This window comes from Stappia indica (genome assembly GCF_009789575.1).
Taxonomy (GTDB): Bacteria; Pseudomonadota; Alphaproteobacteria; order Rhizobiales; family Stappiaceae; genus Stappia; species Stappia indica_A.
The window spans coordinates 1,696,852-1,721,034 of sequence record NZ_CP046908.1 but is presented as its reverse complement, the minus strand read 5'-3'; the positions used below and the strand labels follow the sequence as shown (position 1 = coordinate 1,721,034).

Here is a 24,183-nt window from a genome sequence, read left to right as displayed (position 1 = left end):
AATCATCAGGATTGAGGCGCAGATGTTCAAGCTCGACGGTGTGACGCGAAAGTTCGGACTGCTGACCGCGGTGGATGCCGTGACGCTCGACATTCCGGACGGACAGATGGTCGGTGTCATCGGCCGTTCGGGTGCGGGGAAATCCACGCTGCTGCGGATGCTCAACAGGCTCGTCGATCCGAACGGCGGGCGGATCATGTTCCGCGACACCGAGGTCTCGGCCCTGTCGGGAGCTGCCCTGCGCTCCTGGCGGCGCGACTGCGCGATGGTGTTCCAGCAGTTCAATCTCGTTCCCCGCCTCGACGTCGTTTCCAACGTGCTGCACGGCACGCTGAATGCCCGCTCGACGCTCGCGACCGTCTTCAACCTCTTTCCCAAGGCCGACATCCTGCGCGCCATCGACATTCTCGAGCGGTTGGGCGTTGCCGAGCATGCGCTGAAGCGCGCCGAGGCGTTGTCGGGCGGCCAGCAGCAGCGCGTGGCGATTGCGCGGGCGCTGATGCAGTCGCCGAAGGTGCTGCTCGCCGACGAGCCGATCGCCTCGCTCGATCCGCTGAACGCCAAGATCGTCATGGATGCGCTCAAGGACATCAACGAACGCGAGGGCATCACCGTCATCACCAACCTGCATACGCTGGATACCGCACGCACCTATTGCGAGCGGATCATCGGCATGTCGCAGGGGCGGGTCGTGTTCGACGGTACGGCGGACGAACTGACGGCCGACGCGGTGCGCGAGATCTACGGGACCGACGGCGACGGCAATGAAATATCCGAGGCCATCACCTCGACAAGCATCGACGCCCGGCCGGTGCCGGCGGCGGTGACCACCCCATCCCCGGCCTTGCTGCGGACGGCCTCCGCCTCCGCCTGAGCCGCAGGATCCGGCGCGGTGTCCGCGCGCGGTCAAACACAAGAATCATCCAACGACTCTTTCAGGAGACGTCACATGCTCAAGAAGCTTCTCTTGGCCGCCACTGCGGTTGCGACCATGTCCGTTGGCGCTGCGGCGCAGGACATCACCGAGTTCCGCATCGGTGTGCTCGGCGGCGAAAACGCCCAGGACCGTCTGGCCTCCAACGAGTGCCTGCGCGCCTATGTCCAGGACCTGCTCGGCGTCGAAACCAAGATCTTCACCCCCGCCGACTATGACGGCGTCATCCAGGGCCTGCTCGGCGGCTCGATCGATCTCGCCTGGCTCGGTGCCTCGGCTTATGCCAAGACCTACCTGACCAACCCGGAAGCGGTCGACGTCGTCCTGGTCAAGACCAATCTCGACGGCTCGTTCTCGTATCATTCCATCGGTTTTGCCCGCAAGGACAGCGGCATTGCCTCGCTGGAAGACATGAAGGGCAAGAAGTTCGGTTTCGGCGACCCGAACTCGACCTCCGGCTACCTTATCCCGTCCATCGAGATCCCGCAGCAGACCGGCGCTTCCATGGAGAACGGCGCCTATTTCGGCGAGGTCGTCTTCACCGGCGGTCATGAGCAGACCATCGTCGCCGTGAAGAACGGCGATGTCGACGGCGGCGTGACCTGGGCCGACGGCCAGGGCGAGTGGATCGACGGCTACAATTCCGGTGCTCTGCGCAAGGCGGTCGATGCCGGTCTCGTGGACATGAACGACCTGGTCGAGATCTGGCGCTCCAAGCCGATCCCGGAAGGTCCGATCGTCCTGCGCCGTGCCCTGCCGGCCGACGTCAAGGAGAAGGTCACCGCCCTGCTGAAGGACATGCACGGCAAGGATCCGGAGTGCGCCTACAACGTGGCGGCCGGCGAGACCGCGGGCTTTGCCCCGATCACCCACGATGCCTACGAGTCGATCATCGCGGTCCGCAAGGCCAAGAGCAACTGATCGAACGATCTTCTTGATTGCCGGGCGGGACTTCGGTCCCGCCCGTGCGCTTTGGCCACAGGCACCTGCAGCAGGACTTCATGACGGACACGGCTTCCGCCAGGCCGGGCGATATCCGCGCCGACTATCTCGCCCATGCCCGCCAACGGCAGATGTACAGCGGCATCCTGCTGCTCGTCTTCGTGCTGTTGATGGTGTCGGGTTTTCAGCTTGCCGATGCCCGAAATGCTGGCGGTTTCTGGACCGGTATTCACCAATTCTTCGACTTCCCCTCCGAAGTGGTCTCGGAAGCCGTGGCCAAGGCCGCAAACCTGCCCGGCCTGATGTGGAAGTTTCTTCCCTCGTTGATCGAGACCGTCAACATTGCCGGCGTCGCCACGCTGATCGGCGCCTGCGGCGGGGCGCTGCTGTCGCTGCTGTCGACGCGCGGCCTTGCCCGCTTCCCCAGGCTCATTCCGCTGTTCCGGCGGACGATGGATGCCATGCGTGCGATCCCGGAGATCGTCATCGCCCTGGTGCTCATCTTCATCCTCGGCGGCGGGCCGGTGCCGGCGATGATCGCCATCGCCTTCCACACGACGGGAGCGCTCGGCAAGCTGTTTTCGGAAGTGAGCGAGAATGCGGACCGCAAGCCGGTCGAGGGCCTGTCGTCTGCGGGCGCAAGCTGGAGCCAGGCCATGTGGCTCGGCGTGCTGCCGCAGGTCACGCCGAACTGGCTCTCCTATGCGCTCCTGCGCTTCGAGATCAACGTGCGCGCCTCCGCAATTCTCGGCTTCGTCGGCTCGGGCGGCATCGGCTACGACCTCAAGACGGCGATGCAGTGGGGGCAGGGCCGTTACGATCAGGTCGTCGCGATCTTCCTGCTGCTCTTCGCCACCATCGTCGTCATCGACCAGGTGTCGAGCCATTTCCGGCACAAGCTGGTGAAGGGGCACTGACATGACCGCCATGATCTCCACGACGCCCGCCGGCACGCTTGGCGATGCGGCGGTGGCTGCTTTCGACCGCAAGCGGAGAGTCGCCTTCGCTGTTCCCGCGGTGGTTCTCGTCTATCTGACCTACGTATTCTTTGCCTTCGACATTCCCGGCATTGCCGCGAATGCAAGGACCGACAATGTCGCAATCCTCCTGTCCGACTTCTGGAGCCACAAGACGCATGTGACGCGGGACAACCGCTCCGGCGCCGTCACCGTCGCCATCGAAGGCGAGAACAAGGGGACCTATCCGCCCGGCCGTCTGCCCGACTGGGTGGGCATGCAGGATGGCATCACGCGCATCGACCTCGGCAAGGGCTACGAGGTCGTCTACGAGGGCGAGGGCGCGCGCTTCACCATCCCGGACTACGGCGTGGTCCGGGTCGAACCGGAAGGGCGGGGCATTCGCCTCGACCTGCCCGAAGGCGACATTCCGGACTGGATCAATGCGTCTTCCGCGCGCGTCACCGTGACGACGCCCGAGGGCCGCTTCTCGATGACGCGCAATCGCACCGAGACGTTTCGCTACGAACCGGGCTGGGAGCTGTTCTTCTTCACGCTCGACAGCCCGTTCAGCGGACTGTCCTTCCCCGAGTTGGCGAACCTTGCCATTTCCGGCGAGCGTATCGACCCGGCGCGGCCGAACGTCGTTCACATGATCTCGGACTTCTGGAACAATCAGATGTGGCGGCATGGCGATGTGGCATGGGCGTTGTTCGAGACGGTCCTGATGGCCTTCCTCGGGACGATGGGAGCGGCGGTCGTGGCGCTGCCGCTCGCATTCCTCGCAGCGTCCAACTTCACGCCGGCGCGCAGCCTGCGCTTCGTGCTCAGGCGCTTCTTCGATTTCGTCCGGGGCGTCGACGGGCTGATCTGGACGATAATCCTGAGCCGGGCCTTCGGACCCGGTCCGCTCACCGGATCGCTGGCGATCCTGATGACCGACACCGGTTCGTTCGGCAAGCTGTTCTCCGAGACGCTGGAAAACATCGACCGCAAGCAGGTGGAAGGCGTCCAGTCGACAGGCGCCTCGCCGATCCAGCAGGCGCGCTTCGGCGTCATGCCGCAGATCGTCCCGGTGCTGCTCAGCCAGGTGCTCTACTATCTGGAATCGAATACCCGTAGCGCCACCGTGATCGGTGCCATCGTCGGCGGCGGCATCGGCCTGCTGCTCACCCAGGCGATCATCACCCAGAAGGACTGGGAGGAAGTCAGCTACTACATCATCCTCATCGTCCTGATGGTGATGGCGATGGATAGCCTGTCGGGATGGCTCAGAGGCCTGTTGATCGGACGGACCGGACGGACGTAAGTTCGACGGCTTATTGCCGGGATATTTCCCGGCAAGTCCTGCCCGTCACCGGGGCCGGAGCGAGGCGTTGCCACCCCTGGCGCATACGCCCTCGCCGGCCGTTGGTTCCAAAAAAAGCGGAACGCATGCGATACGCGATCTACTTCACGCCCGATGCCGGGCACCCGCTGGTACGTGCGGCCGAGGACTGGCTCGGCCGCAGCGTGTTCGGCCGCAGCGTGGAGGCGACCGACCTCGGCGGCTTTTCGTCGGATGCGCGTGCCGGGCTGATCGCTTCGGCGGTGCGCTACGGCTTCCACGGTACGCTGAAGGCGCCGTTCCGTCTGGCCGCGGGGCGGAGCGAGGCGGAGCTGACTGCAGCCTTCGACCGTTTTTGTGCCGAGACCGCGCCGCTCTCTCCCTTGCAGCTCAAGGTTTCGAACCTCGACGGGTTTTTCGCGCTGACGCCGGCCGGTCCTGCGGACGAGCTCGATGCGCTTGCTGCCACGGTGGTGCGGCAGTTCGACCCCTTTCGGGCGCCCCTCACCGAGGCCGAGATTGCGCGTCGGCGGCCTGAAAGGTTGTCGCCGCACCAGCGGGATCTGCTTAAGACCTGGGGCTATCCCTATATTTTCGACGCATTCCGCTTCCACATGACGCTCAGCGACCGGCTGGACGGGGAGACGGCGAGGGCCGTTCACCGCGCTTTGGACGAACAGTTCGAGGCGCTGGTGGCGGACCCGGTCGCCTTCGATCGGCTGGCGATCTTTGCCGAACCGGCTCCGGGCGCTCCCTTCATCTGCCTGCATCAGGCACCCCTTGCGGGAACAGGCGGCTGACAGACCGTTCCCTTCGAGAAAGACGGACCGATGGATACCATACTCACCAATGCCCGGATCGTGCTCGCCGACCAGGTCGTCGAGGGTTCGCTGCACCTGCGCGACGGCCGCATCGCCGGCATCGACAGCGGTCCCTCCTCGCTGCCGGGTGCGCAGGACATGGGCGGCGACTATGTGATCCCCGGGCTGGTCGAGCTGCACACCGACCATCTGGAGAACCATTACGCGCCGCGGCCCAAGGTTCGCTGGAACCCGATCGCTGCCGTCTGCGCCCATGATGCGCAGATTGCCGCCAGCGGCATCACCACGGTTTTCGACGCCCTGCGCGTCGGGCTCGACGAAGACACCGACATCACCGATGTCGACATGCGGCGGCTGGCCGACGCCATCGAGGCGGGCATGGCGAAAGACTGGCTGCGGGCGGATCACTTCATCCACCTGCGCTGCGAGGTGTCTGCGCCCAACTGCCTGGAGAGCTTCGAGATCTTCGAGAACGACCCGCGCGTGCGCATCGCCTCGCTGATGGACCATTCGCCCGGCCAGCGCCAGTTCGTCAGCCTCGAGGCCTACGCAGTCTACTACAAGGGCAAGCGCGGCATGAGCGACGCGGAGTTCAACGACTTCTGCGAGCGGCGGATGGCGCAGTCGGCGACCTGGTCGGACAAGAACCGCAAGATCGTCGCCGAGCGCGCCAAGGCCCGCGGCGTGATGCTGGCCAGTCACGACGACGCCACCGATGCCCATGTCGACGAGGCCGTGGAGCTGGGCATCCGGGTCGCGGAATTTCCGACGACCCTGGAGGCGGCGCGCGCGTCCAAGGCCCAGGGTTTGGCGGTTCTGATGGGTGCCCCCAACGTGGTGCGCGGCGGCTCGCATTCGGGCAATGTCTCGGCGCGCGATCTGGCCGCGAACGGCCTGCTCGACATTCTGTCGTCGGACTACATCCCCTTCAGCCTCATCCAGTCCGCGTTCTTCCTGGGCGAGGTGGTCGACGGCATCGACCTGCCGGAGTCGATTGCCATGGTTTCGCGCACGCCGGCCCGCTCCGCCGGGCTCGATGACCGGGGCGAGATCGCCATCGGCAAGCGTGCCGATCTGGTGCGCGTGCGCGTCGAGGAGCACATCCCGATCGTGCGTACAGTCTGGCGCGAAGGCAACCGGGTGGTCTGAGCCATGCAGGGGGCAGCATTGGGCAGGCCGGGACCGCTGATCGCCGTTGTCGGGCCGAGCGGGGTCGGCAAGGACACGCTGCTGGCGCGCGCGCGGGCGGCCCTTTCCGGGCGTCCGGACATCCTTTTCGTGCAGCGGTCGATCACCCGGCCGGCGAGCGCCGATGCCGAGACGCATGTGCCAATGACGGCAGAGGCCTTCGAGGAGGCCGAGCGAGCCGGTGCATTCGCCTATAGCTGGCGCGCGCATGGCCTCGGCTATGGGCTTCCCGCATCGCTGACTGAGCACCTTGCAGCGGGGCGTCCTGCCGTGGTCAACGGGTCGCGCAAGGTTCTCGCCGGCATGCAGGAGCGGTTCCCGACGCTCTGCGTGATCCAGATCGTGGCGGCCCCCGATGTGCTGGCCGCGCGCCTTGCCGCGCGCGGGCGTGAAAGCGCGGACGACATCGCCGCCCGCATCGCCAGGGCCGGGGAAGCGCTGCCGGTCGCGCCTGCGTGCATCATCGACAACAGTGGAGACATAGACCGGGCAGCCGATGCCCTGGTTGCCGCCATCGTCGATCTCGCCGATACGACGCGTCTCTGAAGATCCCTGCCGCGATCTACTGCGCCTCTTGCGCAAGGCTCGAAGCTTTGCGACAAGAAGTGCAGCATTGCTCGCAATGCGAGTATTGATAAAAATGCGGATGCAGATGGTTGCGGATCGGGTCACAGCACCACGGCATTGCGGACAGGACGGGAGTGGATCGGATGTCGGGGCAACTGGTAACCCATCGCACCAGCGGGTTGGTGCTGTCTCTGGACGAGACCGTTGCCAATGATCGGATCATCGAGGAAATTCGGCGCGGCCGCTATGAGGCCTCCGAACTCTCCATGGCCTCGCGTTTCGTGCGCAAGGAGGACCGGGTGCTGGAGCTCGGGGCCGGTATTGGATTCATCTCCGCCGGCGTGATGCGCAATGTCGGGCCGGCCTATTACGCCGCGGTGGAAGCCGATGCTCGTCTGATCCCGCATATTCGCGAGACCCATCGCAAGAATGGTGTGACCGGGGTCGAGGTGATCAACGCGGCGTTCGTCTCGGATCCTCAGGTCCTGAAGGCGGGCTTCGTCGAGTTCACCCTGCACCGCGAGTTCTGGCGCTCTGGGATCGGCCAGGATCAGGAGGGCGTGACCGAGACGGTGCGCGTGCCGGCGGTGGACGCCTCCGCCTTCATCGCGGACAAGAAGATCACGGTGCTCATCGCCGATATCGAGGGGGCCGAACTCGATCTGTTCCGCGACCTGCGTGTCAGCGGGCTCAAGCGGATCGTGCTGGAACTGCATCCGCACAAGATCGGCAAGGCAGGCATGATCGAGATCTTCTCTGGCCTGTGTGCGGACGGATTTGCCTACAATGCGGCCTTGTCGGAAGGCCCGGTCGTGTGTTTCGAGGCGGTCGGCGACACGGACAACAGCGAGGCGGAGCTCTTCACCCGCTTCGCCTGAGCGCCCTTTCAAGGGCTTTCGTTTCCCTCTCTCGTTCTTTAGTCCGCTTGCCGGAGTGCGGTCCCTTGGCGACACTTGTCGCCAGGAGGCTGGCGCTTGCCGGCTCGTCCGGGGAAAGCCTTTGAATATCACGCATTTGGTGCGATGGTCGGAGAAGCCGACATGACAGTTCAAACCGGTGCCATGGCGAAATTCCTGATCATCGACGATCATCCGCTGTTTCGAGAGGCGTTGCACAGTGCGGTGACGTTGGCCTATCCGGATGCCGACACGCAGGATGCCGCCTCGCTGCCGGAGGCCTGCGACATCCTCGCCGCGGAAGGCGGCTTCGATCTCGCACTTCTCGACCTCAGCATTCCCGGCGTGCGCGGGATGGACGGGCTGCTGCACCTGCGCACCAATTTCCCGCGTCTTCCGGTCGTGGTCGTCTCCGGCCACGAGGACCCCAAGGTCGTTTCGCAGGTGATCGCCTATGGGGCTGCCGGCTTCATCCCGAAGTCGGCCAAGAAGGCAGCCCTTGCCGATGCGATCCAGAAGGTGATCAATGGCGCTGTCTTCGTGCCGGACAATCTTGTCGCTGCCAGCGACGAACAGATTGATGCGCATGCCAGGGACATGATCAGCCGCGTCGCGACCCTGACGCCGCAGCAGCTCAAGGTGCTGGGCATGATCTGCGACGGGTTGCTCAACAAGCAGATCGCCTACGAGTTGCAGGTCGGCGAGACCACCGTGAAGGCGCATGTCTCCGAGATCCTACGCAAGCTGAACGTTCACAGCCGCACCCAGGCGGTGATCGAGATGTCGAAGCTGGAGCAGAATTCGGGGCTCGGTTCCGCCGATCCCTTCGGTCATGATAAAGGCGGGGTCGGCGGCCGGGACTGAAGACCTGGCGGCCTGTTTCCGCTTACGGAGCCGAGGCGAGCATATGCGCCATGAGGGCTCTCAACTGGGCGGGTTTCAGCGGCTTTGCCATGAACTCCGCGCCCAGATCGGCCGCCTGGCGCATGACAGGCTCCGATATGTCCGCAGTCGCCAGGATAACCGGAAGCCGCCGCCGGAGCCGGCGCAGCAGTGCGGCAACGGTCAGGGTGCCGTGGTCGCCGTGGTCGAGATGCTGGTCGGCAATGATCAGGTCCGGCATGAACCCTTCGTCCAGCACCTCTTCTGCCCCTTCCTGCGACGCCGCCACCCTGTGCTCGCAGCCCCAGCCGTCGAGCAGGGTCGACATGGCGCGGGTCACCTCGATGTCGTTTTCAAGAAGCAGCACGCGGCGGCCGGCCAGGGTCGCATCGCTGATCGGCCGCTGAGCCGTTTGCGGCCGGATTTCGCCGATTGACGGCGGCTCGCAGCGTTCGGCGAGGATGCGGAAGCGGCTGCCCTTGCCGACTTCCGAGGTCAGGCTGAGGTCGTGGCCAAGGGCCGTGACGAGGCGGCGCACGATCGAAAGGCCGAGGCCGAGAGCACAGTCGCCGTCGCGGCCCGCGCGGTCCTTGGCCGCCGGCCCGCGGTGGAATTCGTCGAAGATCAGCTCGCGCTGGTCGAGCGGGATGCCGCAGCCGGTGTCGACCACCTCGATTGCCACCATGTTGCCGCGCCGACGGGTGCCGATCAGCACGCCGCCGCGGTCGGTATAGCGGATGGCATTGGAAATCAGGTTCTGCAAGGCGCGGCGCAGCATGGTCCGGTCGGAGCGCACGTGGTCTCCGGTGATGGAGGTTTGCAGGCGCAGGCCCTTTGCCTCGGCGATCGGCCGGAGATCGGACAGGAGGGACTCGATGACCGGCACAAGCGGCACCGCGGCAGGGTTGGGCACCATCACTCCGGCATCGAGCCGGGAGATGTCCAGCAGCGTGTGCAGCAGCTCGTTCATGGTGTCGAGCGAGCGCTCGACCTGCATGACCATCGCCCGGCCGCGTTCGCTCTCCTGCAGGTCGTAAAGCGCCGACATGGTCAGCTGGGCGGCGTGCAGCGGTTGCAGCACGTCGTGGCTCGCCGCCGCCAGAAACCGTGTCTTCGACTGGTCGGCGCGCTCGGATATCTCCTTCTGGCGGGCAAGTTCCGCGTTGGTCTTTTCGAGATTGCGCAGCGTGGAGGTCAGCTCGTCCGTGCGCCGGCGGACCTGCCCCTCCAGCGCGATGGCGGTCTGGAACAGCGAGAAGGCGTTGCGCTGCTGGTCCATCGCGCGCTCGACGCGATTGATCAGAGCATCGTTGATGCGCTTGAGGCGTTCGACGTCGTCGATGTCGAGAATGCTCACGGGCCGCTCCTGTCGCTCTCGCCGAGACCGAAGGCAATGCCGGTAAAGGTCTGGTTGAGATGCATCGACAGATACTGTTCGCCGTAGGTGTTGAAGCCGATGACCTTGTTCTCGTGATAGATCGCGGCAATGCGATGCGTCACCTGGCGGTTGCGGGCGTCGATCCGGCGCAGCACGCAGTCGAAGCCGAGCACGAAGTCGATGCCGCCGATGCGCTCGCGCACTGCGTCGAAGGCGGCGCGGGTGGTGCGCGTCATGCCGGCCGGCTCCGCGACGGTCATGACGATGCCGTCGTCGATGGCGCAGAAGAACGAGAGCGACCCATCCGGGTTCATCTTCTGGACGGAGCGGCAATAGTATTCGCCGCCGACCCGCACGACGAGCGGATGCGAGGCAAAGCTCATCGGCGAAAGGCTTTGCGGGTCCATGCCGATCACGCGGGCGTATTCCTGCGCCGCGGGTGCTGCGTTGAACTCGTGAACGATGCGCCGGTCGGGATCGGAGCGTGTGACCACCAGCTTGTCCGGTGTCGGCACGAAATTGTCGGTCTTGAAGATATGGAAGGGGACCTGCGTCTCGACCAGGACCAGGAGCGCGGCATCGCTTGCCGGTTCGCCGTCCAGGATCAGGGTCGTTTCGCCGAAGCGCATGTCGTCGCCGGCCGAGCCGCCGAGCAGGGGAATATCGTCGAGGCCCCAGTGAAGGGCGGCGGTGACCGATTCCTCGGCAAAGGAGAGGCCGTCGATCAGGCACAAGGCGAAGGTGTTCGATATGCGCACGGCGCTCCCCGGCGCGACGAAGGAGCGCTTTGCCTCGCCCACCTGCGCGACGATCCGCTCCATGCCGGCACGGCGGATGTCGCTGATGCGATGGGCTGCGATCCGGAAGCGGGCAGCCGGGAAGAGGATGACGATGAGATTGCCTTCGGAAATGCCGCTTCGGGTGATCTCCCCGGCCGTCGAGCAGGCTGCATAGCGCAGGCCGGGGCAGGCCTGCGACAGTGCGCTTGTCACCATGCCGGGTGCGAAACGGGCCGAGGAGAAGAACACCAGGGCAAAGCCTGCAGAACTGCGCTCCCGCGCGGCAGCCACGCGGGTCCAGTATCCTGCATCGCCCGGATCGTCGCATTCGAGTGCGATCACACCGCAGGCGTGTTCGATGCCGCCGTTCGGCTGCACGCTTTCCTCCCTCGTGCCGCCCGTCATCTCCCCGGTCCGGCCGGCCGGCAAGGACCGGCTGCCGGATGACGCTGCGGCGACAGTTCAGTCTAGGGCTGCTCGCTTCCCCGTGACAAGCGGACGTTCGGCTTCGACCGAAAGTACAGTGTACAAGCGCCGGGTCCTGCCTTTTCCTGAAAGCGTCCGGACGGGAGACCGGGCAAACGGCCCGCCAGGCGTTAGCCGCCGGCGGCCGGGCCGGGAGGAGCTTTCATGGATTTGGTTGGCGAGTATCGGATTTTGGCTGGTCGCGGTGCGGTTTGGGCAGCGCTGAACGATGCGGATGTGTTGCGTCGGTGCATTCCTGGCTGCGAGGAGCTTGAGAAGGTTTCGGACCGGGAGATGACGGCGACGGTCGTTGCGAAGATCGGTCCTGTGAAGGCGACGTTCAAGGGCGCGGTGACGCTGGAGAACCTGAACCCGCCGGAGAGCTACACGATCGTCGGCGAGGGCAAGGGCGGGGTTGCCGGCTTTGCCAAGGGGGCGGCGGACGTGTCGCTGGCCGAGGACGGGGCGGAGACGGTTCTGAGCTACACGGTGAAGGCGCAGGTCGGCGGCAAGCTGGCGCAGCTTGGCAGCCGGCTGATCGTGTCGACGTCGCGCAAGATGGCGGACGAGTTCTTCGGCAAGTTCAAGGAGATCGTGGAGGGCGGCGCGGCTGAGGCTGGTGCTGCTGGTGCTGCGGCTGCGGGCTCTGCTGGTCTTGACGAGCCGGACGCTGGTGAGATCGAGGCGGCGAAGAGCGCGGCGCTGTCGCGGCTTCCCGAAGAGGTCGGCGAGGCAGTCTCGGGTGCGGTGTTTGAGGCGGAAGAGCGTGTGACGAAGGCGGCGCGCGAGGTGGAGAGCGAGGTCGAGACGGCGGCTGGCCGGGGCTTTCTCGGCGGGCCGATGGTGTGGGGTCTTGCCGCGCTTGCGGTTGTGATCGTGATCCTGGCGCTGATGCGTTGAAGTTGGCGCGCCGAGCTTGGCGCGCTGAGGTTTGAGCAACAGGTTTGAAGATGGCCGGCCTGCCCTGAAGGGGCGTTGGAACAGGCCTTTTGGAACGAGGGAGGATTTGCATGGCCGAAGTGAACATGGTCGTGAACGGTCGGACGGTGACGCGGGTGGTCGAGGACCGGACGCTTCTCGTTGAGTTCCTGCGCGAGGGGCTCGGCCTGACGGGCACGCATGTGGGCTGCGACACGTCGCAATGCGGGGCGTGCGTGGTGCATGTGGACGGCAAGGCGGTGAAGTCCTGCACGATGCTGGCGGCGCAGGCCTCGGGCTGCGACGTGACGACGATCGAGGGTCTGGCGTCCGGGGGCGAGTTGCACCCGGTGCAGGCGGCGTTCAAGGAGCATCACGGTCTGCAATGCGGCTTCTGCACGCCGGGGATGATCATGGCGGCGGTGGACATGATCGCGCGCCATGGCGGGGGTCCGCTGGACGAGGCGACGATCCGGGCCGAGCTGGAAGGCAACATCTGTCGCTGCACGGGCTACCACAACATCGTCAAGGCGATCGCGGCCGCGAGCGAGACGATGGCCGGGATGAAGACGGCGGCCGAATAGGGCGCCGAACAGGGGACCGGAGGGGGCGTCGCACGGGGTTTGAGGCGCCGCCGCCCAGGCCGCCCAGGCTGCCCAGGCCGCCCAGGCAAGGGGCCTGCCGCCGTTCGGGGGATGGCGATGCGGCGGGCCTGCCGGGAGACTGTTCGAAGCGAACTGTTCGAAGCGATTGGCACGTCGAAGCTATCGACATGAGGAACGCATGCAGGGCGGGTGCCGGGCGGGAGGATGCCGGGCATCGCGGCCCTTGCGAGGGAGGACGAGATGGCAGGTTCGGTTGAAGGTATCGGCGCACGGGTTCAGCGCCGCGAGGACAAGCGGTTCATCACCGGCAAGGGCCGCTACACGGACGACATGACGGTGGCGGGGATGGCGCATGCGGTGTTCGTGCGCTCGCCCCATGCCCATGCGAAGGTGGTGTCGATCGACGCGGATGCGGCGCGGGCCATGCCGGGCGTGATCGCGGTGCTGAGCGGGCAGGAACTGGTTGCGGACGGGGTCGGCAACCTGATCTGCGGCTGGATGATCCACTCGAAGGACGGCAGCCCGATGAAGATGGGCGCCTGGCGGGCGCTGGAGAGCGAGCATGTGCGCCATGTCGGCCAGGCGGTGGCGGTGGTGATCGCCGAGACGCGGGCGCAGGCGCGCGACGCCGCCGATACGGTGGAGGTGGAGTACGAGCCCTTGCCCGCCGTGGTCGATGCGCTGGACGCGCTGAAGGAGGGGGCGCCGCAGCTGCACGAGGAAGCGCCGGGCAACCTGATCTACGACTGGGAGATCGGCGATGCAGCGGCGACCGAGGCGGCCTTCGCCTCGGCGGCGCGGGTGACGCGGATGGAGATCCGCAACAACCGCCTGGTGCCGAACCCGATGGAGCCGCGTGCAGCGCTTGCCCAGTACGACGAGGCGGACGAGCACTACACGCTGTGGACGACCTCGCAGAACCCGCATGTGGCGCGGCTGGTGCTGTCGGCCTTCTACAACATCGCGCCGGAGCACAAGCTCAGGGTGATCGCGCCGGATGTGGGCGGCGGCTTCGGGTCGAAGATCTACATCTATCCGGAAGAGATGGTGTGCCTGTGGGCGTCGAAGAAGACGGGCGTCCCGGTGAAGTGGACGTGCGAGCGCACGGAGGCGTTCCTGACGGACGCGCATGGCCGCGATCACTATTCGGAAGCGGAGATGGCGCTGGACGCGGAGAACCGGATCCTTGGGCTTCGGGTGAAGACGGTGGCGAACCTTGGCGCCTACATGTCGCTGTTCTCCTCGTCGGTGCCGACCTATCTCTACGCGACGCTCCTGTCCGGCCAGTATGCGATCCCGGCGATCCACTGCAACGTGAAGACGGTCTACACCAACACGGTGCCGGTGGATGCGTATCGCGGGGCGGGGCGGCCGGAGGCGACCTACCTGCTTGAGCGGATGATGGAGACGGCGGCGCGCGAGGTGGGGATGGACCCGGCCGAGTTCCGGCGCAAGAACTTCATCCGCTCGTTCCCGCACCAGACGCCGGTGATCATGTGCTACGACGCGGGCGACTACGATGCCTCGCTGGAGGCGGCGTTGTCGGCGATCGACTATGCGGGCTTTGCGGCGCGCAAGGCGGAGGCGGCGCGGCGGGGCAAGCTGCGCGGCATCGGCCTGTCCTGCTACATCGAGGCGTGCGGCATTGCGCCGAGCCAGGCGGTCGGCTCGCTGGGAGCGGGCGTCGGCTTGTGGGAATCGGCGGAAGTCAGGGTGAACCCGGTCGGCACGATCGAGGTGCTGACGGGCTCGCATAGCCACGGCCAGGGGCACGAGACGACCTTCGCGCAGTTGGTTGCGGAGCGGTTCGGGGTGGGCCTCGACACGGTCGCGATCGTGCATGGCGACACGGACAAGGTGCAGTTCGGCATGGGCACCTACGGCTCGCGCTCGGGCGCGGTCGGCATGTCGGCGATCGTCAAGGCGCTGGACAAGGTGGAGGCGAAGGCGAAGCGGATCGCGGCGCACCTGCTGGAGGCCTCGGAAGGGGACATCGCGCTGGAGGGCGGCACGTTCAAGGTGGCCGGCACGGACAAGGAGCTGCCGTTCTTCCAGGTGGCGCTTGCCGCCTATACGGCACACAACCTGCCCGCCGGCATGGAGCCGGGGCTGAAGGAGGGGGCGTTCTACGACCCGACCAACTTCACGTTCCCGGCCGGCACCTATGTGTGCGAGGTGGAAGTGGACCCGGAGACGGGCAAGGTCGAGATCGTCGACTTCGTTGCGGCGGACGACTTCGGGACGATCATCAACCCGATGATCGTGGAAGGGCAGGTGCATGGCGGTCTGACGCAGGGCATCGGCCAGGCGCTGCTGGAGAATGCGTCCTATGACGCGGACGGGCAGCTGCTGTCGGCGTCCTACATGGACTACACGATGCCGCGGGCGGACGACGTGCCGTCCTACCGGTTGATGACGACGGTGACGGTGTGTCCGGGCAACCCGCTGGGGATGAAGGGCTGCGGCGAGGCCGGGGCGATCGGCTCGCCGCCGGCGGTGATGAACGCGATCACCGACGCGATCGGGACCAACGCGCTGGAGATGCCGGCAACGCCGCAGGCGGTGTGGGCGGCGCTGCAGGCGGCCCGGCCGGCAGAAGCGGCTGAATAGGAGCAGCGGAGTGATCTGCGCTGCGCCGGCAACAAGCAGCGGAGTAGGGCCGCGGAGCAGGCCGCGCAATCCTTGAGGACGGTGCTCCCGGACGGCCCTTGGCCCCCGGGGCGCCTCACCAGACGAGCAAGAGGCCCGGTCGGATGCCGGGCGAGGGAGAACCGGGATGTACGAGACGACCTATCACCGGGCGACGAGCGTCGCCGATGCGGCGGCGAAGATCGCCGCTTGCGAGGACGGCAAGATCCTGTCTGGCGGCATGACCCTGCTGCCGACGATGAAGCAGCGGCTGGCCGCGCCGTCCGACCTTGTCGACGTGACGCATGTCGCCGACCTGAAGGGCATCACTGAAACGGGTGGGGGCTTGCGGATCGGGGCGGCGACGACCCATGCGGAGGTTGCCGGCTCACCGAGCGTGCGGCGGCTGGCGCCGGGTCTTGCGGAGCTTGCCGGCCATATCGGCGATCCGCATGTGCGCCATCGCGGGACGATCGGCGGGTCGATCGCCAACAACGACCCGGCGGCGGACTATCCCTCGGCAATGCTGGCCTTGGGGGCGACCATCGTCACCGACAAGCGGCGATTGGCTGCGGAGGAGTTCTTCACCGGCCTGTTCGAGACGGCGCTGGAGGAGGGGGAGATCGTGACTGCGGTCGAGATCCCCGCCTGCGCGGCCTGCGCCTATGCCAAGTATCCGAACCCGGCCTCGCGCTATGCGATGGCCGGCGTGTTCGTTGCGCGCACCGACGGCGGCGTGCGGGTCGCGGTGACGGGGGCGGGCGCGGGCGGCGTCTTCCGCCACGAGGGGCTGGAACAGGCGCTGTCGCAGAGCTTCACGCCGGAGGCCGCAGCCGCCGTCACGACCGATGCGGACGACCTCATCTCCGACATCCACGGCTCGGCCGAGTACCGCGCCAACCTCGTCGCCGTCATGGCCAAACGCGCCGTCGCAAAACTCAACGGCTAAGGCAACCGCAGGCCGAAAGGCCCGGGAAGGACCGGCAAAGGCCCGCACGCAGGAAACGGGCGGAACACCCCGCCCGCTCACACAACCCAAAGCAAACAGCCCGGATGGAAAAACCATCCGGGCTGTTGGTGTTTCGAGGAACGTCTCAACCCGCTGCAGGATCCCCGACAAACCGGTGTTTGTGCCGGCGCCGTCGTGCTGAAGAAGCGGCATGGTTAACAAAATGTAAATCTTCCGTAGCAGTGCAAAGTAATTAATCTAAAATTTGCCTCCGTATCGTACTATAGTGAGGCCTGAATCGAAGCGGCGACGTCGCGCATCAAGAAACAATCCGCGACTTTCGATTGAATAATAGGTAAAATAACGGAGAGCGGTCATGTCACTTGCACGGTTCTTTCTGTCACTTATTGCAGGCGCGTGGTTGCTTGCCGTCCCCGCTGCCCACGCGTCCGGTCCTGTCGTCCTGACGGTGGAGGGCAACATCGACGGCAGCGCCCCTCGCGATTTCACCGTTGCCGATCTGGAGGCAATGGGCGTCAGCAAGGTCACCACCTCGACGCCGTGGCACGACAAGGTCGTGACCTTCGAGGGAATCCTCCTTTCGGACCTTCTGGAGAAGGTCGGCGGCAAGGGCGAGATGATCGAGGGCGTCGCGCTCAACAATTTCTACACCGAGATCCCTGTGTCCGACGCGACGGCCTATGACATCCTTCTCGCCTTCAAGGCGGATGGCGCCTATTTGGGCGTCCGGGACAAGGGGCCGCTTTTCGTCATCTATCCCTTCGACCGTTTCCCGGAGCTGAGAAACGAACTCTATTACTCCCGCTCGATCTGGCAGTTGCGTCGCATCAAGTTGAAGTAAGCCGATGACCCTGTCGATCCTCCTCAAGCGCGCGACATCCGTCGGCGACCGCTTCCGCCATTTGGCCATTACGGTCCTGGTGGTTCTGGTGCTGGCGGTCCTGTTGCATGCCGAGGCGGTGTTGACGACCGGGGGAGCCGTCGACAAGTCGATGCGCTACGACATTGCCATGTCGGGGCTCAACGGGCGTGTCGACGCGGTAACGGCACGCCAGCGCATCTCGCAATACGCGGCGACCGGGCGGGTATCGGACGCAGAAGAGGCGTGGCTCTTCTACAATATCCTGGCAAGCCGTATCGAGACCTGGTCGTCGGGCGCGTTCGGCGCCTTCGTTTCGGTATCGCCGCAACGCAAGGCGATGCTCGACGAGCTGTCGCGGGATGTGGCATCGATCGAGAGCGATTATGCCGCCTTGCCGGATCGGGCGGCGTTGGCGCGCATCGATGCCGTACTGGAAAAGGCTGTGGGCGTCATCGATCGCATCGGCGGCGAGGCGCTGATGGACAATCTGGTCGAGGCCGCCGAAATTCGTGCCACATTGCTCGAGCGCCAGAGGCTCCAGAACATCCTGGTGGAAGTGCTGGTGGGGACCGGCGCGATCTTGCTGCTGTTCATGTCCTTCCAGGCCCGTTCGCTGCGCCGGGCCAGGGCAACGGCGGAGCAGACGGCACGGGAGTTCGAGTTCACGGCCCGACACGATCCGCTCACGGGCCTGCCCAACCGCATCGCCTTCCATGACGCACTGGAACAGGCGATATCGACCGGAAGGCCGCGTGACGGCAGGCGACTTGCCGTGCTTGCGCTGGATCTCGACGGGTTCAAGGCGGTCAACGACATTCTAGGTCATGCGTCCGGCGACGACCTGCTGCGCTCGGTGGCCGACAGGTTGCGCCGGATCGTTGCCGACTGGGGCCCGCGCGACGTGGTCTCGCGGCTCGGCGGCGACGAGTTCACAGTGCTGACCCGGCTGTCCGGAGGAGAGGAGGAAGCGGTCGCCAGGGGCAAGCTGCTCATCGACGGCCTGCATGAGGCTCATACCCTGAGCGGTGGCAATGTGGTGGTCAACGCGACGATCGGCGTTGCCCTAGCGCAGGACGACGAGAGCGGCTCGTCGATGCTGCAAAACGCGGACCTGGCGCTGAGCCATGCCAAGGCAACCGGCAAGGGTCGTGTGCAGCTCTACGATGTCTCCATGCGCGCGGACGCAACGCGCCGCCGCCAGATCGAGGAAGGCATTACCCAGGCGCTGGAGGACGGCGACATCGCCACCCACTACCAGCCACAGGTCGACATGCTGACCGGCCGCATCGTCGGCCTGGAGGCGCTGGCGCGCTGGCGTCACCCCACGCTCGGTTGGGTTCCTCCCAGCGAGTTCATCCCCATCGCCGAGGCGTCGGGCCGGATCGTCGAGATCGGCGAGCGGATCCTGGAGCAGGCCTGCCGAGACGCGCTCGCCCTTTCCATGGAACTGCCGGTGGCGGTCAACCTGTCGGTCGCCCAGCTCGCCCGCGAGGATCTTGCGGAAACCGTTGCGGATGTGCTGCTGCGCTTCGGCCTGCCGGCATCGCGGCTGAAGCTGGAAGTGACCGAAAGCGTGGTCATGAAGGACACGCGCCGGGCGATCGCCACCTTGAAGAAACTGAAGGCACTGGGCGTATCGATCTCGCTCGACGATTTCGGAACCGGCTATTCGGCGCTGTCGTATCTGCGCAGCTTCCAGTGGGACGAACTCAAGATCGACCGCAGTTTCGTAAGGTCGCTCGATACCGACCGTCACAGCCTGTCGATCGTCACCTCGATCCTGGAACTGGCCGCCCGGCTCGACATCGGCGTGACGGTGGAGGGCGTCGAGACGGAGCAGCAGGTGACGCTTCTGACAGGTGCCGGTTGCCGGGTGGCGCAAGGGTTCTTGTTCGGGGCACCCGTGCCGGCCTCCGACCTTGCGGCCCTGCTTGCGCGCGGCGGCAGACCGGGAGGCGGGGCCGGCAGCCTGGCCCCGCAGGCTGTCGTGACGCCGGTGCGTGGGGTGTTCTGATCCACTCATTTGCCGAGCCCCGGCGAAGCTGCTAACCAGACCGGAGGTTCCCGTGAAACGCCTGTCCGGGAGGGGCGGGTGCCGGGGCGCGGCTTGCCTCAAGCCGCATCTTTCTCCAGAGGAGGTATGTGCGTACCATGTCCGACCCTTGCATCATCTGCGTGGCGATAACTGGTTCCGTGCCGCAGAAATCGGACAACCCGGCGGTGCCGATCACCGTTACCGAGCAGGTCGAAAGCACGCAGGAGGCGTTCGAGGCGGGAGCCACGATCGCTCATTGTCACGTGCGCGAGGAGGACGGCAAGCCGACCTCCGATCCGGAGCGGTTTGCCCGGCTGGTCGAGGGGCTGAAGAAGCATTGCCCCGGCATGATCATCCAGCTGTCGACCGGCGGTCGCTCGGGTGCCGGCAAGGCCCGTGGCGGCATGCTGCCGCTGGCTCCCGACATGGCGTCCCTGTCGGTGGGGTCCAACAATTTCCCGACGCGCGTCTACGAGAACCCGCCGGATCTCGTAGATTGGCTGGCCTCGGAAATGCTCGCCTACAACGTCAAGCCGGAGATCGAGGCCTTCGATCTGTCGCACATGTTCCAGGCGGCCTCTATGGTCAAGGACGGACGCCTCAAGGGACCGCTGCATGTCCAGTTCGTGATGGGCGTGAAGAACGCCATGCCGGCCGACCGCAAGGTCTTCGAGTTCTATGTCGAGACCTTGAAGCGGCTGATGCCCGAAGCGACATGGACGGGAGCCGGCATCGGCCGCAACCAGATCGAGCTCAACCGCTGGAGCCTAGAGCTTGGCGGCCATTGCCGCACCGGCCTTGAGGACAATGTCCGTCTCGACAAGGACCGGCTTGCCCCGTCGAACGCCGCCCTGGTGCAGCGGGTCGTCGATCTTTGCCCGCAATACGGCCGCCATCCGGCGAGCGTTGCCGAGGCGCGCGCGCTCCTCGGGCTTGCCGCATGAGGCTCGGCCGGGGCGTTTGACGCCCGGCGGATCCGCCAAAAAGGGGCAGGGCCCGCACCGGCATCGGTACGGGCCCTTCTTTTTGACGTGTGCAGGCTTACTTGCCGGCCAGTTCGTCCTTGAGGCTCATCACGTCCTCCGCCGACATCTGGCCGACGGTCGTGACCTCGCCGGACGAGATCCGCCACAGACGGAACGGGCCGGTGATGTCGCCGTATTCGTCGAAGCCGACCGGTCCGATGACGCCTTCATACTTGATCGGCTTGCCGGCCTTGATCAGCTCGAGCGCCCTGGCGAACTCGTCCTTGCCCGCGAAGATCGGCTCGCCGTCGGCGGCAACGACCTGCGGAATGGCGGCCTTGATCGCGTCGGCTTCGGCGGAGCCCGCCTTGGCGATGGCGAGGCCGACAATGGCGCCGGCATCGTAGGAGCGGTCGGCGGCAGGGGCGCTCGGCTCGATGCCGCCTGAGAAGTCCTTGTAGGCGCCGTAGAAATACTCCGTCGACTTGGTCGGCGTGGTGCCGGACGACGTGCCGAAGGCGTTGTCGAGGAACTTCGCGCCGACGCTCTCGATGAAGTCGGTGGAGTTCATGCCGTCGTTCAGCAGGAAGGTCTGCGGTCCGCCCTGCGAGATCCAGGCGCGGGCGATGGTGGCGCCGTCGACGGGGTAGCTGACGAGATAGAGCGCTTCCGGCTCGCCCGCCATCGCGGCGGATGCCTCGGCGGAGTAGCTCGCCTGCTTCTCGTTATAGGGGGTCGTGGACGTGATGGTGCCGCCGAGCTTTTCGAAGGCGGAGGAGAACTCGCGCACCATGTTCACGCCGAAGTCGTTGTTCACATGGACGATCGCGAGCTTCTTCAGCCCCTGGTCGATGGCATATTTCGCCGCTGCGGTGCCCTGGAGGGCGTCGGACGTGATGGTGCGGAAGAAGTAGCCGCCGGTCTTTCCGTCGCGGGCGAGCTGGGTCAGCGTCGGCGAGGAGGAGGCGGGCGAGACCTGGACGACGCCAGCGGGCGCGGTGACCGAAGTCAGGATCGGGATCGACACCGAGGAGATGATGCCGCCGATGACGACCGGCACCTTCTTGATGTTGACCAGCTGGGTCGCCTGATCGACGGCGACGTTGCCCTGGCTCTGGCTGTCGCGGGTGTCGGTCACAAGCTTGCAGCCGTCGAGAACGCCGCCGGCCTCGTTGAGATCGCGGAACGCCATCTCGACCGACTTGGCGCCGGCCTGGCCGTACTGGCCGGCGGGGCCGGTGAGTTCGAGGACGAGGCCGACGGTGACCTCGCAGGCCTGTGCCGCCGGACCTGCCGCCAATGCGGCGAGGACGCCGCCGGCAAGCGCGGAAGTCCATTTCAACTTGCTCATTGCTGTTCCCCTTCTCGTCATTCTGCCGCCGGTTGTTCGTCCGTACGGTCATTGATCCAGGTTTCCTGGACGAAGCGCCACGCCACTCCCAAAGGGGCGTCGGCATTTCTGGAGAACAGCGCGCCGGCGCGGCGGAAAGTGGTCCTTCCGCCGTGCTCCTGCCGTTCCAAATAGGTCATCAAGGCCTCCTCGCCGGTCTCCCTCAGCACCGCGATCTCCTCGATGGTGATCGCGAACCCGTCGGCAAGCCGTCCTCGCGCGGCGGCCAGCATCGCAGTGAGGCCTGCGTGATCCTGCAGGGCGCCGTCCGGGTCGATGCGATGGAAGTCCGGTTCGAAGGCGGCAAGGGAGGCGGCAAAGGCGCTGTCGGAAAGCCGGCCGGAGAACCAGTCGACGAAGAATTCGTGCCGGGCGAGGATCTCGCGGGCGGCAGCAGCGCCAAGGTCGCCCGCGCCCGTCATGCCGCTTTCTCGTCGTTGAGGTTGTATTTCATGATGCGGCCGTGGCGCCCGTGGCGGTCCCGCTCCAGCGTGTAGACGTCGCCGTCCAGTTCGCGTGAGGAGGCGAGCACGTCCGCGATCTTCGCGCGGTCGTCGGCATCCAGGGCGATATCGCAAAGGCCGAGATTGGAGGGAAGGTGTGCCCGGTTGCGCGCACCGACGATGACGGCGCCGACCTGATCGCGGTCCAGCACGCAGCGGCTGGCAACGCTTGCGATGTCGGTGCCGTGCTTGTCGGCAACCTGCTTGAGGGCGGCCAGCAGCGCCTGAAACAGGTCCCAGCCGCCGAAATCCTCGATGATCAGCTTGTATTTGACCAGTGAGCGGTTCTCCAGCTCGGCGGCTGGCTCCGCCTGGCCGAGCCACTTCTCGCTGAGGAAACCGCCGGCGACCGTGCCGTAGCACAGGAAGGAGATGCCGTTGTCGCGGGCGATGCCGGCGAGCCGCTTGGCCGGGCGCGTGTCGAGCAGGGAATACTGCACCTGCGCCGAGACGAGAGGAACGCCTGCGGCCAGCATGGCGGCGACATGGTCGCTGTCGAAATTGGTGACGCCGATATTGCGGATCTTGCCGGCCTGGCGCAGCTCCTTGAGCCACAGGGCAACGTCCAGCCAGCCGGGCGCGTTGTAGTCCCACCAGTGGAACTGGACGAGGTCCAGCCGCTCGCAGCGCAGCCGCGACAGCGACCGGTCGACCAGCTCCTCCACATGCGCGCGGTCTATGCCGATCAAGCGGTCGAGATCCGGCACCAGCTTGGTATGGACGCAGATCCGGGACAGGGCTTCCTCTCCCCGCAAGTCGCGGTAGCGCTCGCGGAAGGCGCCGATCAGCTCTTCCACGCCGGTGTAGATGTCGGCGCAGTCGAAGGTGGTGATGCCGGCATCGGCAAAAGCGATCATGTCGTCGATTGCCGTGTCTCGGTCGACGGCGCCGTGCCCGCCGGCAAGTTGCCAGCCGCCGCGGATGACGCGGGAGATGACGTGATCGTCCTTCAGGACATGGGTTTCCATCGCAGTCACGGGGTCACTCGCCGTTTGCGCCGTCGTCGCCGGCACCTGGAAGGGGAACGGCGGTGGTCGCCGCGTGGGAGAAACGGCGCAGGCTGAGTCGCGTGATGCGCAGCCGGCTGGCGCAGTTGGGATCGGGGCAGGCGACATCCGCGTCGCTGGTCATCCAGTCGTTGGGATGGGTCGGGCGCTGCTTTGCCGCCAGCAGCGGCAGGACGGCCGCGATGGAGTAGATCGAGAAGCCCTGGCCAGGCGGCAGGTGCAGCATCTCGCCGCGCAGCTCGAAGTGATCGCCCGGCTTTGCCCCGCAATAGACCTTGCCGCCGTCTTCCGGCATCACCGCCTCGACCCGGAGATCGTAGAGCTCGAAGCTGTCGTCGTTCGCCTCGTGGCTCATCGGGTTTCCTCGCCGGTTTCGGTCAGATGCTTGCGCAGGATGTCGAAGGCACGTCCGATATCCGCCTTGAGCGCGGCTTGTGCGGCCGGCGTGTCGCGCCGGGTGACGGCCTCGACGATCTCGCGGTGAAAGTGGGTGGCGGATCGGTCGGTGACGGGATCGAAGAGGCGGGCGGAGGCGCGCAGATACGGGCCCGACTGCAGCCACAGGCTCTCGATGATCGGGATCATCACCTGTGATCCGGCGGCGCGGTAGAGGGTGAAGTGGAAGGCGTGGTTGAGGTCCGCAGCCTCGCCGGAAATCTCGCGTCCCTTGGTCGCCAGCACGGCGTCGCAGGCATCGGTCAGGTGCACGAGTTGATCGACGAGCGCATCCGTGACGTTCGGCATGGCAAGGCCGATGACCTCGCTCTCGATGATCGCGCGGGCGCGGGCAAGGTCTTCCAGGCGGTCGCGGGAGATAAGCGGCACGCGGACGGAGCGGTTGGGCATCGCCTCAAGCGCCTGCTCCGAGATCAGGCGGGCCAGGGCCTCGCGCACGGGCATGGTGCTGGTGCCGAGGCGGTTGGAAACGTCGACGATGCGCAGGACTTCGCCGGGATCGAACAGGCCCTGGATCAGGGATCGGCGCAGTTCGTCATAGACGCTGTCCTGCACCGTGCGGCGCCCGACCGGATTGAGCGGGGCGAGCGCGCTTTCGCTGTCGCCGGCATCGGGCACGGCGCCGGCAACACGCAGCAATCCGCCAGCCGTCCTTGCAGCCATCGCCTCCTCCTTGGCTTCCCCCTCCGGGGCAGGTCTTGCGGCGTGA

The 24,183-nt window shown here is 66.1% G+C and carries 23 protein-coding genes; 16 read left to right on the top strand and 7 right to left on the bottom strand.

All coding sequences use genetic code 11. From position 1 onward, the window contains the following. Positions 1–22 precede the first annotated feature (22 nt). The 9 genes from phnC to GH266_RS08055 all read left to right on the top strand — a co-directional run bounded on the left by phnC (position 23) and on the right by GH266_RS08055 (position 8,495). Positions 23–874 (top strand): phosphonate ABC transporter ATP-binding protein, encoded by an 852-nt coding sequence (phnC, locus tag GH266_RS08095; protein WP_158193440.1) that lies wholly within the window; start codon positions 23–25, stop codon positions 872–874. A gap of 75 nt (positions 875–949) precedes the next feature. Next, positions 950–1,855 (top strand): phosphonate ABC transporter substrate-binding protein, encoded by a 906-nt coding sequence (gene phnD, locus GH266_RS08090; protein WP_158193439.1) that lies wholly within the window; start codon positions 950–952, stop codon positions 1,853–1,855. Positions 1,856–1,935: 80 nt separating this feature from the next. Continuing rightward, positions 1,936–2,793, top strand: coding sequence for a phosphonate ABC transporter, permease protein PhnE (phnE, locus tag GH266_RS08085; protein ID WP_158193438.1), 858 nt, complete (start codon positions 1,936–1,938; stop codon positions 2,791–2,793). A 1-nt stretch (position 2,794) separates the two neighbouring features. After that, positions 2,795–4,141, top strand: a complete 1,347-nt coding sequence (gene phnE, locus GH266_RS08080) for a phosphonate ABC transporter, permease protein PhnE (RefSeq protein WP_158193437.1) — start codon at positions 2,795–2,797, stop codon at positions 4,139–4,141. A gap of 125 nt (positions 4,142–4,266) precedes the next feature. Next, positions 4,267–4,959 (top strand): DUF1045 domain-containing protein, encoded by a 693-nt coding sequence (locus GH266_RS08075; RefSeq protein WP_158193436.1) that lies wholly within the window; start codon positions 4,267–4,269, stop codon positions 4,957–4,959. 30 nt (positions 4,960–4,989) lie between these two features. After that, a complete protein-coding gene (locus GH266_RS08070) occupies positions 4,990–6,129 on the top strand; it encodes an alpha-D-ribose 1-methylphosphonate 5-triphosphate diphosphatase (RefSeq protein ID WP_158193435.1) in 1,140 nt (379 codons plus the stop codon). An 18-nt stretch (positions 6,130–6,147) separates the two neighbouring features. Beyond that, positions 6,148–6,714, top strand: a complete 567-nt coding sequence (phnN, locus tag GH266_RS08065) for a phosphonate metabolism protein/1,5-bisphosphokinase (PRPP-forming) PhnN (protein WP_244953794.1) — start codon at positions 6,148–6,150, stop codon at positions 6,712–6,714. Between the two features lie 164 nt (positions 6,715–6,878). After that, positions 6,879–7,613 carry an FkbM family methyltransferase gene (locus GH266_RS08060; RefSeq protein WP_158193433.1) on the top strand — a complete coding sequence of 245 codons (735 nt, stop codon included), beginning with the start codon at positions 6,879–6,881 and terminating at the stop codon, positions 7,611–7,613. Between the two features lie 162 nt (positions 7,614–7,775). Then, positions 7,776–8,495 (top strand): response regulator, encoded by a 720-nt coding sequence (locus GH266_RS08055; RefSeq protein WP_158193432.1) that lies wholly within the window; start codon positions 7,776–7,778, stop codon positions 8,493–8,495. Positions 8,496–8,517: 22 nt separating this feature from the next. On the opposite strand, the gene GH266_RS08050 is transcribed toward GH266_RS08055, so the two are convergent. Continuing rightward, the gene (locus GH266_RS08050) at positions 8,518–9,870 is read right to left on the bottom strand and encodes an ATP-binding response regulator (RefSeq protein WP_158193431.1); all 1,353 of its coding nucleotides are present in this window, start codon (positions 9,868–9,870) and stop codon (positions 8,518–8,520) included. Then, positions 9,867–11,075 (bottom strand): FIST N-terminal domain-containing protein, encoded by a 1,209-nt coding sequence (locus GH266_RS08045; protein ID WP_158193430.1) that lies wholly within the window; start codon positions 11,073–11,075, stop codon positions 9,867–9,869. Before GH266_RS08045 ends, GH266_RS08050 begins: the two co-directional genes overlap by 4 nt. A 225-nt stretch (positions 11,076–11,300) precedes the next feature. Here GH266_RS08045 and GH266_RS08040 point away from each other — a divergent pair, with 225 nt between their 5' ends. The 7 genes from GH266_RS08040 to GH266_RS08010 all read left to right on the top strand — a co-directional run bounded on the left by GH266_RS08040 (position 11,301) and on the right by GH266_RS08010 (position 20,097). Continuing rightward, complete coding sequence (locus GH266_RS08040; protein ID WP_158193429.1) at positions 11,301–12,035, top strand: SRPBCC family protein; 735 nt, start codon at positions 11,301–11,303, stop codon at positions 12,033–12,035. A 110-nt stretch (positions 12,036–12,145) separates the two neighbouring features. Further along, positions 12,146–12,637: a (2Fe-2S)-binding protein gene (locus GH266_RS08035; protein WP_158193428.1), complete on the top strand. Its 492-nt coding sequence runs from the start codon at positions 12,146–12,148 to the stop codon at positions 12,635–12,637. A gap of 261 nt (positions 12,638–12,898) precedes the next feature. Further along, a complete protein-coding gene (locus GH266_RS08030; RefSeq protein WP_158193427.1) occupies positions 12,899–15,268 on the top strand; it encodes a xanthine dehydrogenase family protein molybdopterin-binding subunit in 2,370 nt (789 codons plus the stop codon). Positions 15,269–15,434: 166 nt separating this feature from the next. Beyond that, positions 15,435–16,235, top strand: a complete 801-nt coding sequence (locus tag GH266_RS08025) for an FAD binding domain-containing protein (protein WP_158193426.1) — start codon at positions 15,435–15,437, stop codon at positions 16,233–16,235. A gap of 376 nt (positions 16,236–16,611) precedes the next feature. Then, a complete protein-coding gene (locus GH266_RS08020; RefSeq protein WP_158193425.1) occupies positions 16,612–17,097 on the top strand; it encodes a putative pterin-binding protein in 486 nt (161 codons plus the stop codon). Positions 17,098–17,101: 4 nt separating this feature from the next. Continuing rightward, positions 17,102–19,132 (top strand): putative bifunctional diguanylate cyclase/phosphodiesterase, encoded by a 2,031-nt coding sequence (locus GH266_RS08015; protein ID WP_158193424.1) that lies wholly within the window; start codon positions 17,102–17,104, stop codon positions 19,130–19,132. A 137-nt stretch (positions 19,133–19,269) separates the two neighbouring features. Continuing rightward, a complete protein-coding gene (locus tag GH266_RS08010) occupies positions 19,270–20,097 on the top strand; it encodes a 3-oxoadipate:acetyl-CoA acetyltransferase (protein ID WP_158193423.1) in 828 nt (275 codons plus the stop codon). Positions 20,098–20,194: 97 nt separating this feature from the next. On the opposite strand, the gene GH266_RS08005 is transcribed toward GH266_RS08010, so the two are convergent. Genes GH266_RS08005 through GH266_RS07985 form a run of 5 tightly spaced genes read right to left on the bottom strand, consistent with a single transcriptional unit; the run spans position 20,195 to position 24,137 of the window. Continuing rightward, the gene (locus GH266_RS08005) at positions 20,195–21,469 is read right to left on the bottom strand and encodes an ABC transporter substrate-binding protein (RefSeq protein ID WP_158193422.1); all 1,275 of its coding nucleotides are present in this window, start codon (positions 21,467–21,469) and stop codon (positions 20,195–20,197) included. A 17-nt stretch (positions 21,470–21,486) separates the two neighbouring features. After that, the gene (locus GH266_RS08000) at positions 21,487–21,930 is read right to left on the bottom strand and encodes a hypothetical protein (RefSeq protein ID WP_158193421.1); all 444 of its coding nucleotides are present in this window, start codon (positions 21,928–21,930) and stop codon (positions 21,487–21,489) included. Further along, positions 21,927–22,979 carry an aldo/keto reductase gene (locus GH266_RS07995; RefSeq protein ID WP_158196107.1) on the bottom strand — a complete coding sequence of 351 codons (1,053 nt, stop codon included), beginning with the start codon at positions 22,977–22,979 and terminating at the stop codon, positions 21,927–21,929. Before GH266_RS07995 ends, GH266_RS08000 begins: the two co-directional genes overlap by 4 nt. A 13-nt stretch (positions 22,980–22,992) precedes the next feature. Next, a complete protein-coding gene (locus tag GH266_RS07990) occupies positions 22,993–23,373 on the bottom strand; it encodes a TIGR04076 family protein (protein ID WP_158193420.1) in 381 nt (126 codons plus the stop codon). Next, positions 23,370–24,137, bottom strand: a complete 768-nt coding sequence (locus GH266_RS07985) for a GntR family transcriptional regulator (RefSeq protein ID WP_158193419.1) — start codon at positions 24,135–24,137, stop codon at positions 23,370–23,372. The genes GH266_RS07990 and GH266_RS07985 overlap by 4 nt, the downstream gene beginning before the upstream one ends. Between the last annotated feature and the right edge of the window lie 46 nt (positions 24,138–24,183).

What these genes read in the sequence shown, in the direction of transcription:
- phnC (WP_158193440.1), top strand. Translation starts at nt 23, where the DNA reads ATGTTCAAGCTCGACGGTGTGACGCGAAAGTTCGGACTGCTGACCGCG.
- phnD (WP_158193439.1), top strand. Translation starts at nt 950, where the DNA reads ATGCTCAAGAAGCTTCTCTTGGCCGCCACTGCGGTTGCGACCATGTCC.
- phnE (WP_158193438.1), top strand. Translation starts at nt 1,936, where the DNA reads ATGACGGACACGGCTTCCGCCAGGCCGGGCGATATCCGCGCCGACTAT.
- phnE (WP_158193437.1), top strand. Translation starts at nt 2,795, where the DNA reads ATGACCGCCATGATCTCCACGACGCCCGCCGGCACGCTTGGCGATGCG.
- GH266_RS08075 (WP_158193436.1), top strand. Translation starts at nt 4,267, where the DNA reads ATGCGATACGCGATCTACTTCACGCCCGATGCCGGGCACCCGCTGGTA.
- GH266_RS08070 (WP_158193435.1), top strand. Translation starts at nt 4,990, where the DNA reads ATGGATACCATACTCACCAATGCCCGGATCGTGCTCGCCGACCAGGTC.
- GH266_RS08060 (WP_158193433.1), top strand. Translation starts at nt 6,879, where the DNA reads ATGTCGGGGCAACTGGTAACCCATCGCACCAGCGGGTTGGTGCTGTCT.
- GH266_RS08055 (WP_158193432.1), top strand. Translation starts at nt 7,776, where the DNA reads ATGACAGTTCAAACCGGTGCCATGGCGAAATTCCTGATCATCGACGAT.
- GH266_RS08045 (WP_158193430.1), bottom strand. Translation starts at nt 11,075, where the DNA reads ATGACGGGCGGCACGAGGGAGGAAAGCGTGCAGCCGAACGGCGGCATC.
- GH266_RS08040 (WP_158193429.1), top strand. Translation starts at nt 11,301, where the DNA reads ATGGATTTGGTTGGCGAGTATCGGATTTTGGCTGGTCGCGGTGCGGTT.
- GH266_RS08035 (WP_158193428.1), top strand. Translation starts at nt 12,146, where the DNA reads ATGGCCGAAGTGAACATGGTCGTGAACGGTCGGACGGTGACGCGGGTG.
- GH266_RS08030 (WP_158193427.1), top strand. Translation starts at nt 12,899, where the DNA reads ATGGCAGGTTCGGTTGAAGGTATCGGCGCACGGGTTCAGCGCCGCGAG.
- GH266_RS08025 (WP_158193426.1), top strand. Translation starts at nt 15,435, where the DNA reads ATGTACGAGACGACCTATCACCGGGCGACGAGCGTCGCCGATGCGGCG.
- GH266_RS08020 (WP_158193425.1), top strand. Translation starts at nt 16,612, where the DNA reads ATGTCACTTGCACGGTTCTTTCTGTCACTTATTGCAGGCGCGTGGTTG.
- GH266_RS08015 (WP_158193424.1), top strand. Translation starts at nt 17,102, where the DNA reads ATGACCCTGTCGATCCTCCTCAAGCGCGCGACATCCGTCGGCGACCGC.
- GH266_RS08010 (WP_158193423.1), top strand. Translation starts at nt 19,270, where the DNA reads ATGTCCGACCCTTGCATCATCTGCGTGGCGATAACTGGTTCCGTGCCG.
- GH266_RS08005 (WP_158193422.1), bottom strand. Translation starts at nt 21,469, where the DNA reads ATGAGCAAGTTGAAATGGACTTCCGCGCTTGCCGGCGGCGTCCTCGCC.
- GH266_RS08000 (WP_158193421.1), bottom strand. Translation starts at nt 21,930, where the DNA reads ATGACGGGCGCGGGCGACCTTGGCGCTGCTGCCGCCCGCGAGATCCTC.
- GH266_RS07995 (WP_158196107.1), bottom strand. Translation starts at nt 22,979, where the DNA reads ATGGAAACCCATGTCCTGAAGGACGATCACGTCATCTCCCGCGTCATC.
- GH266_RS07990 (WP_158193420.1), bottom strand. Translation starts at nt 23,373, where the DNA reads ATGAGCCACGAGGCGAACGACGACAGCTTCGAGCTCTACGATCTCCGG.
- GH266_RS07985 (WP_158193419.1), bottom strand. Translation starts at nt 24,137, where the DNA reads ATGGCTGCAAGGACGGCTGGCGGATTGCTGCGTGTTGCCGGCGCCGTG.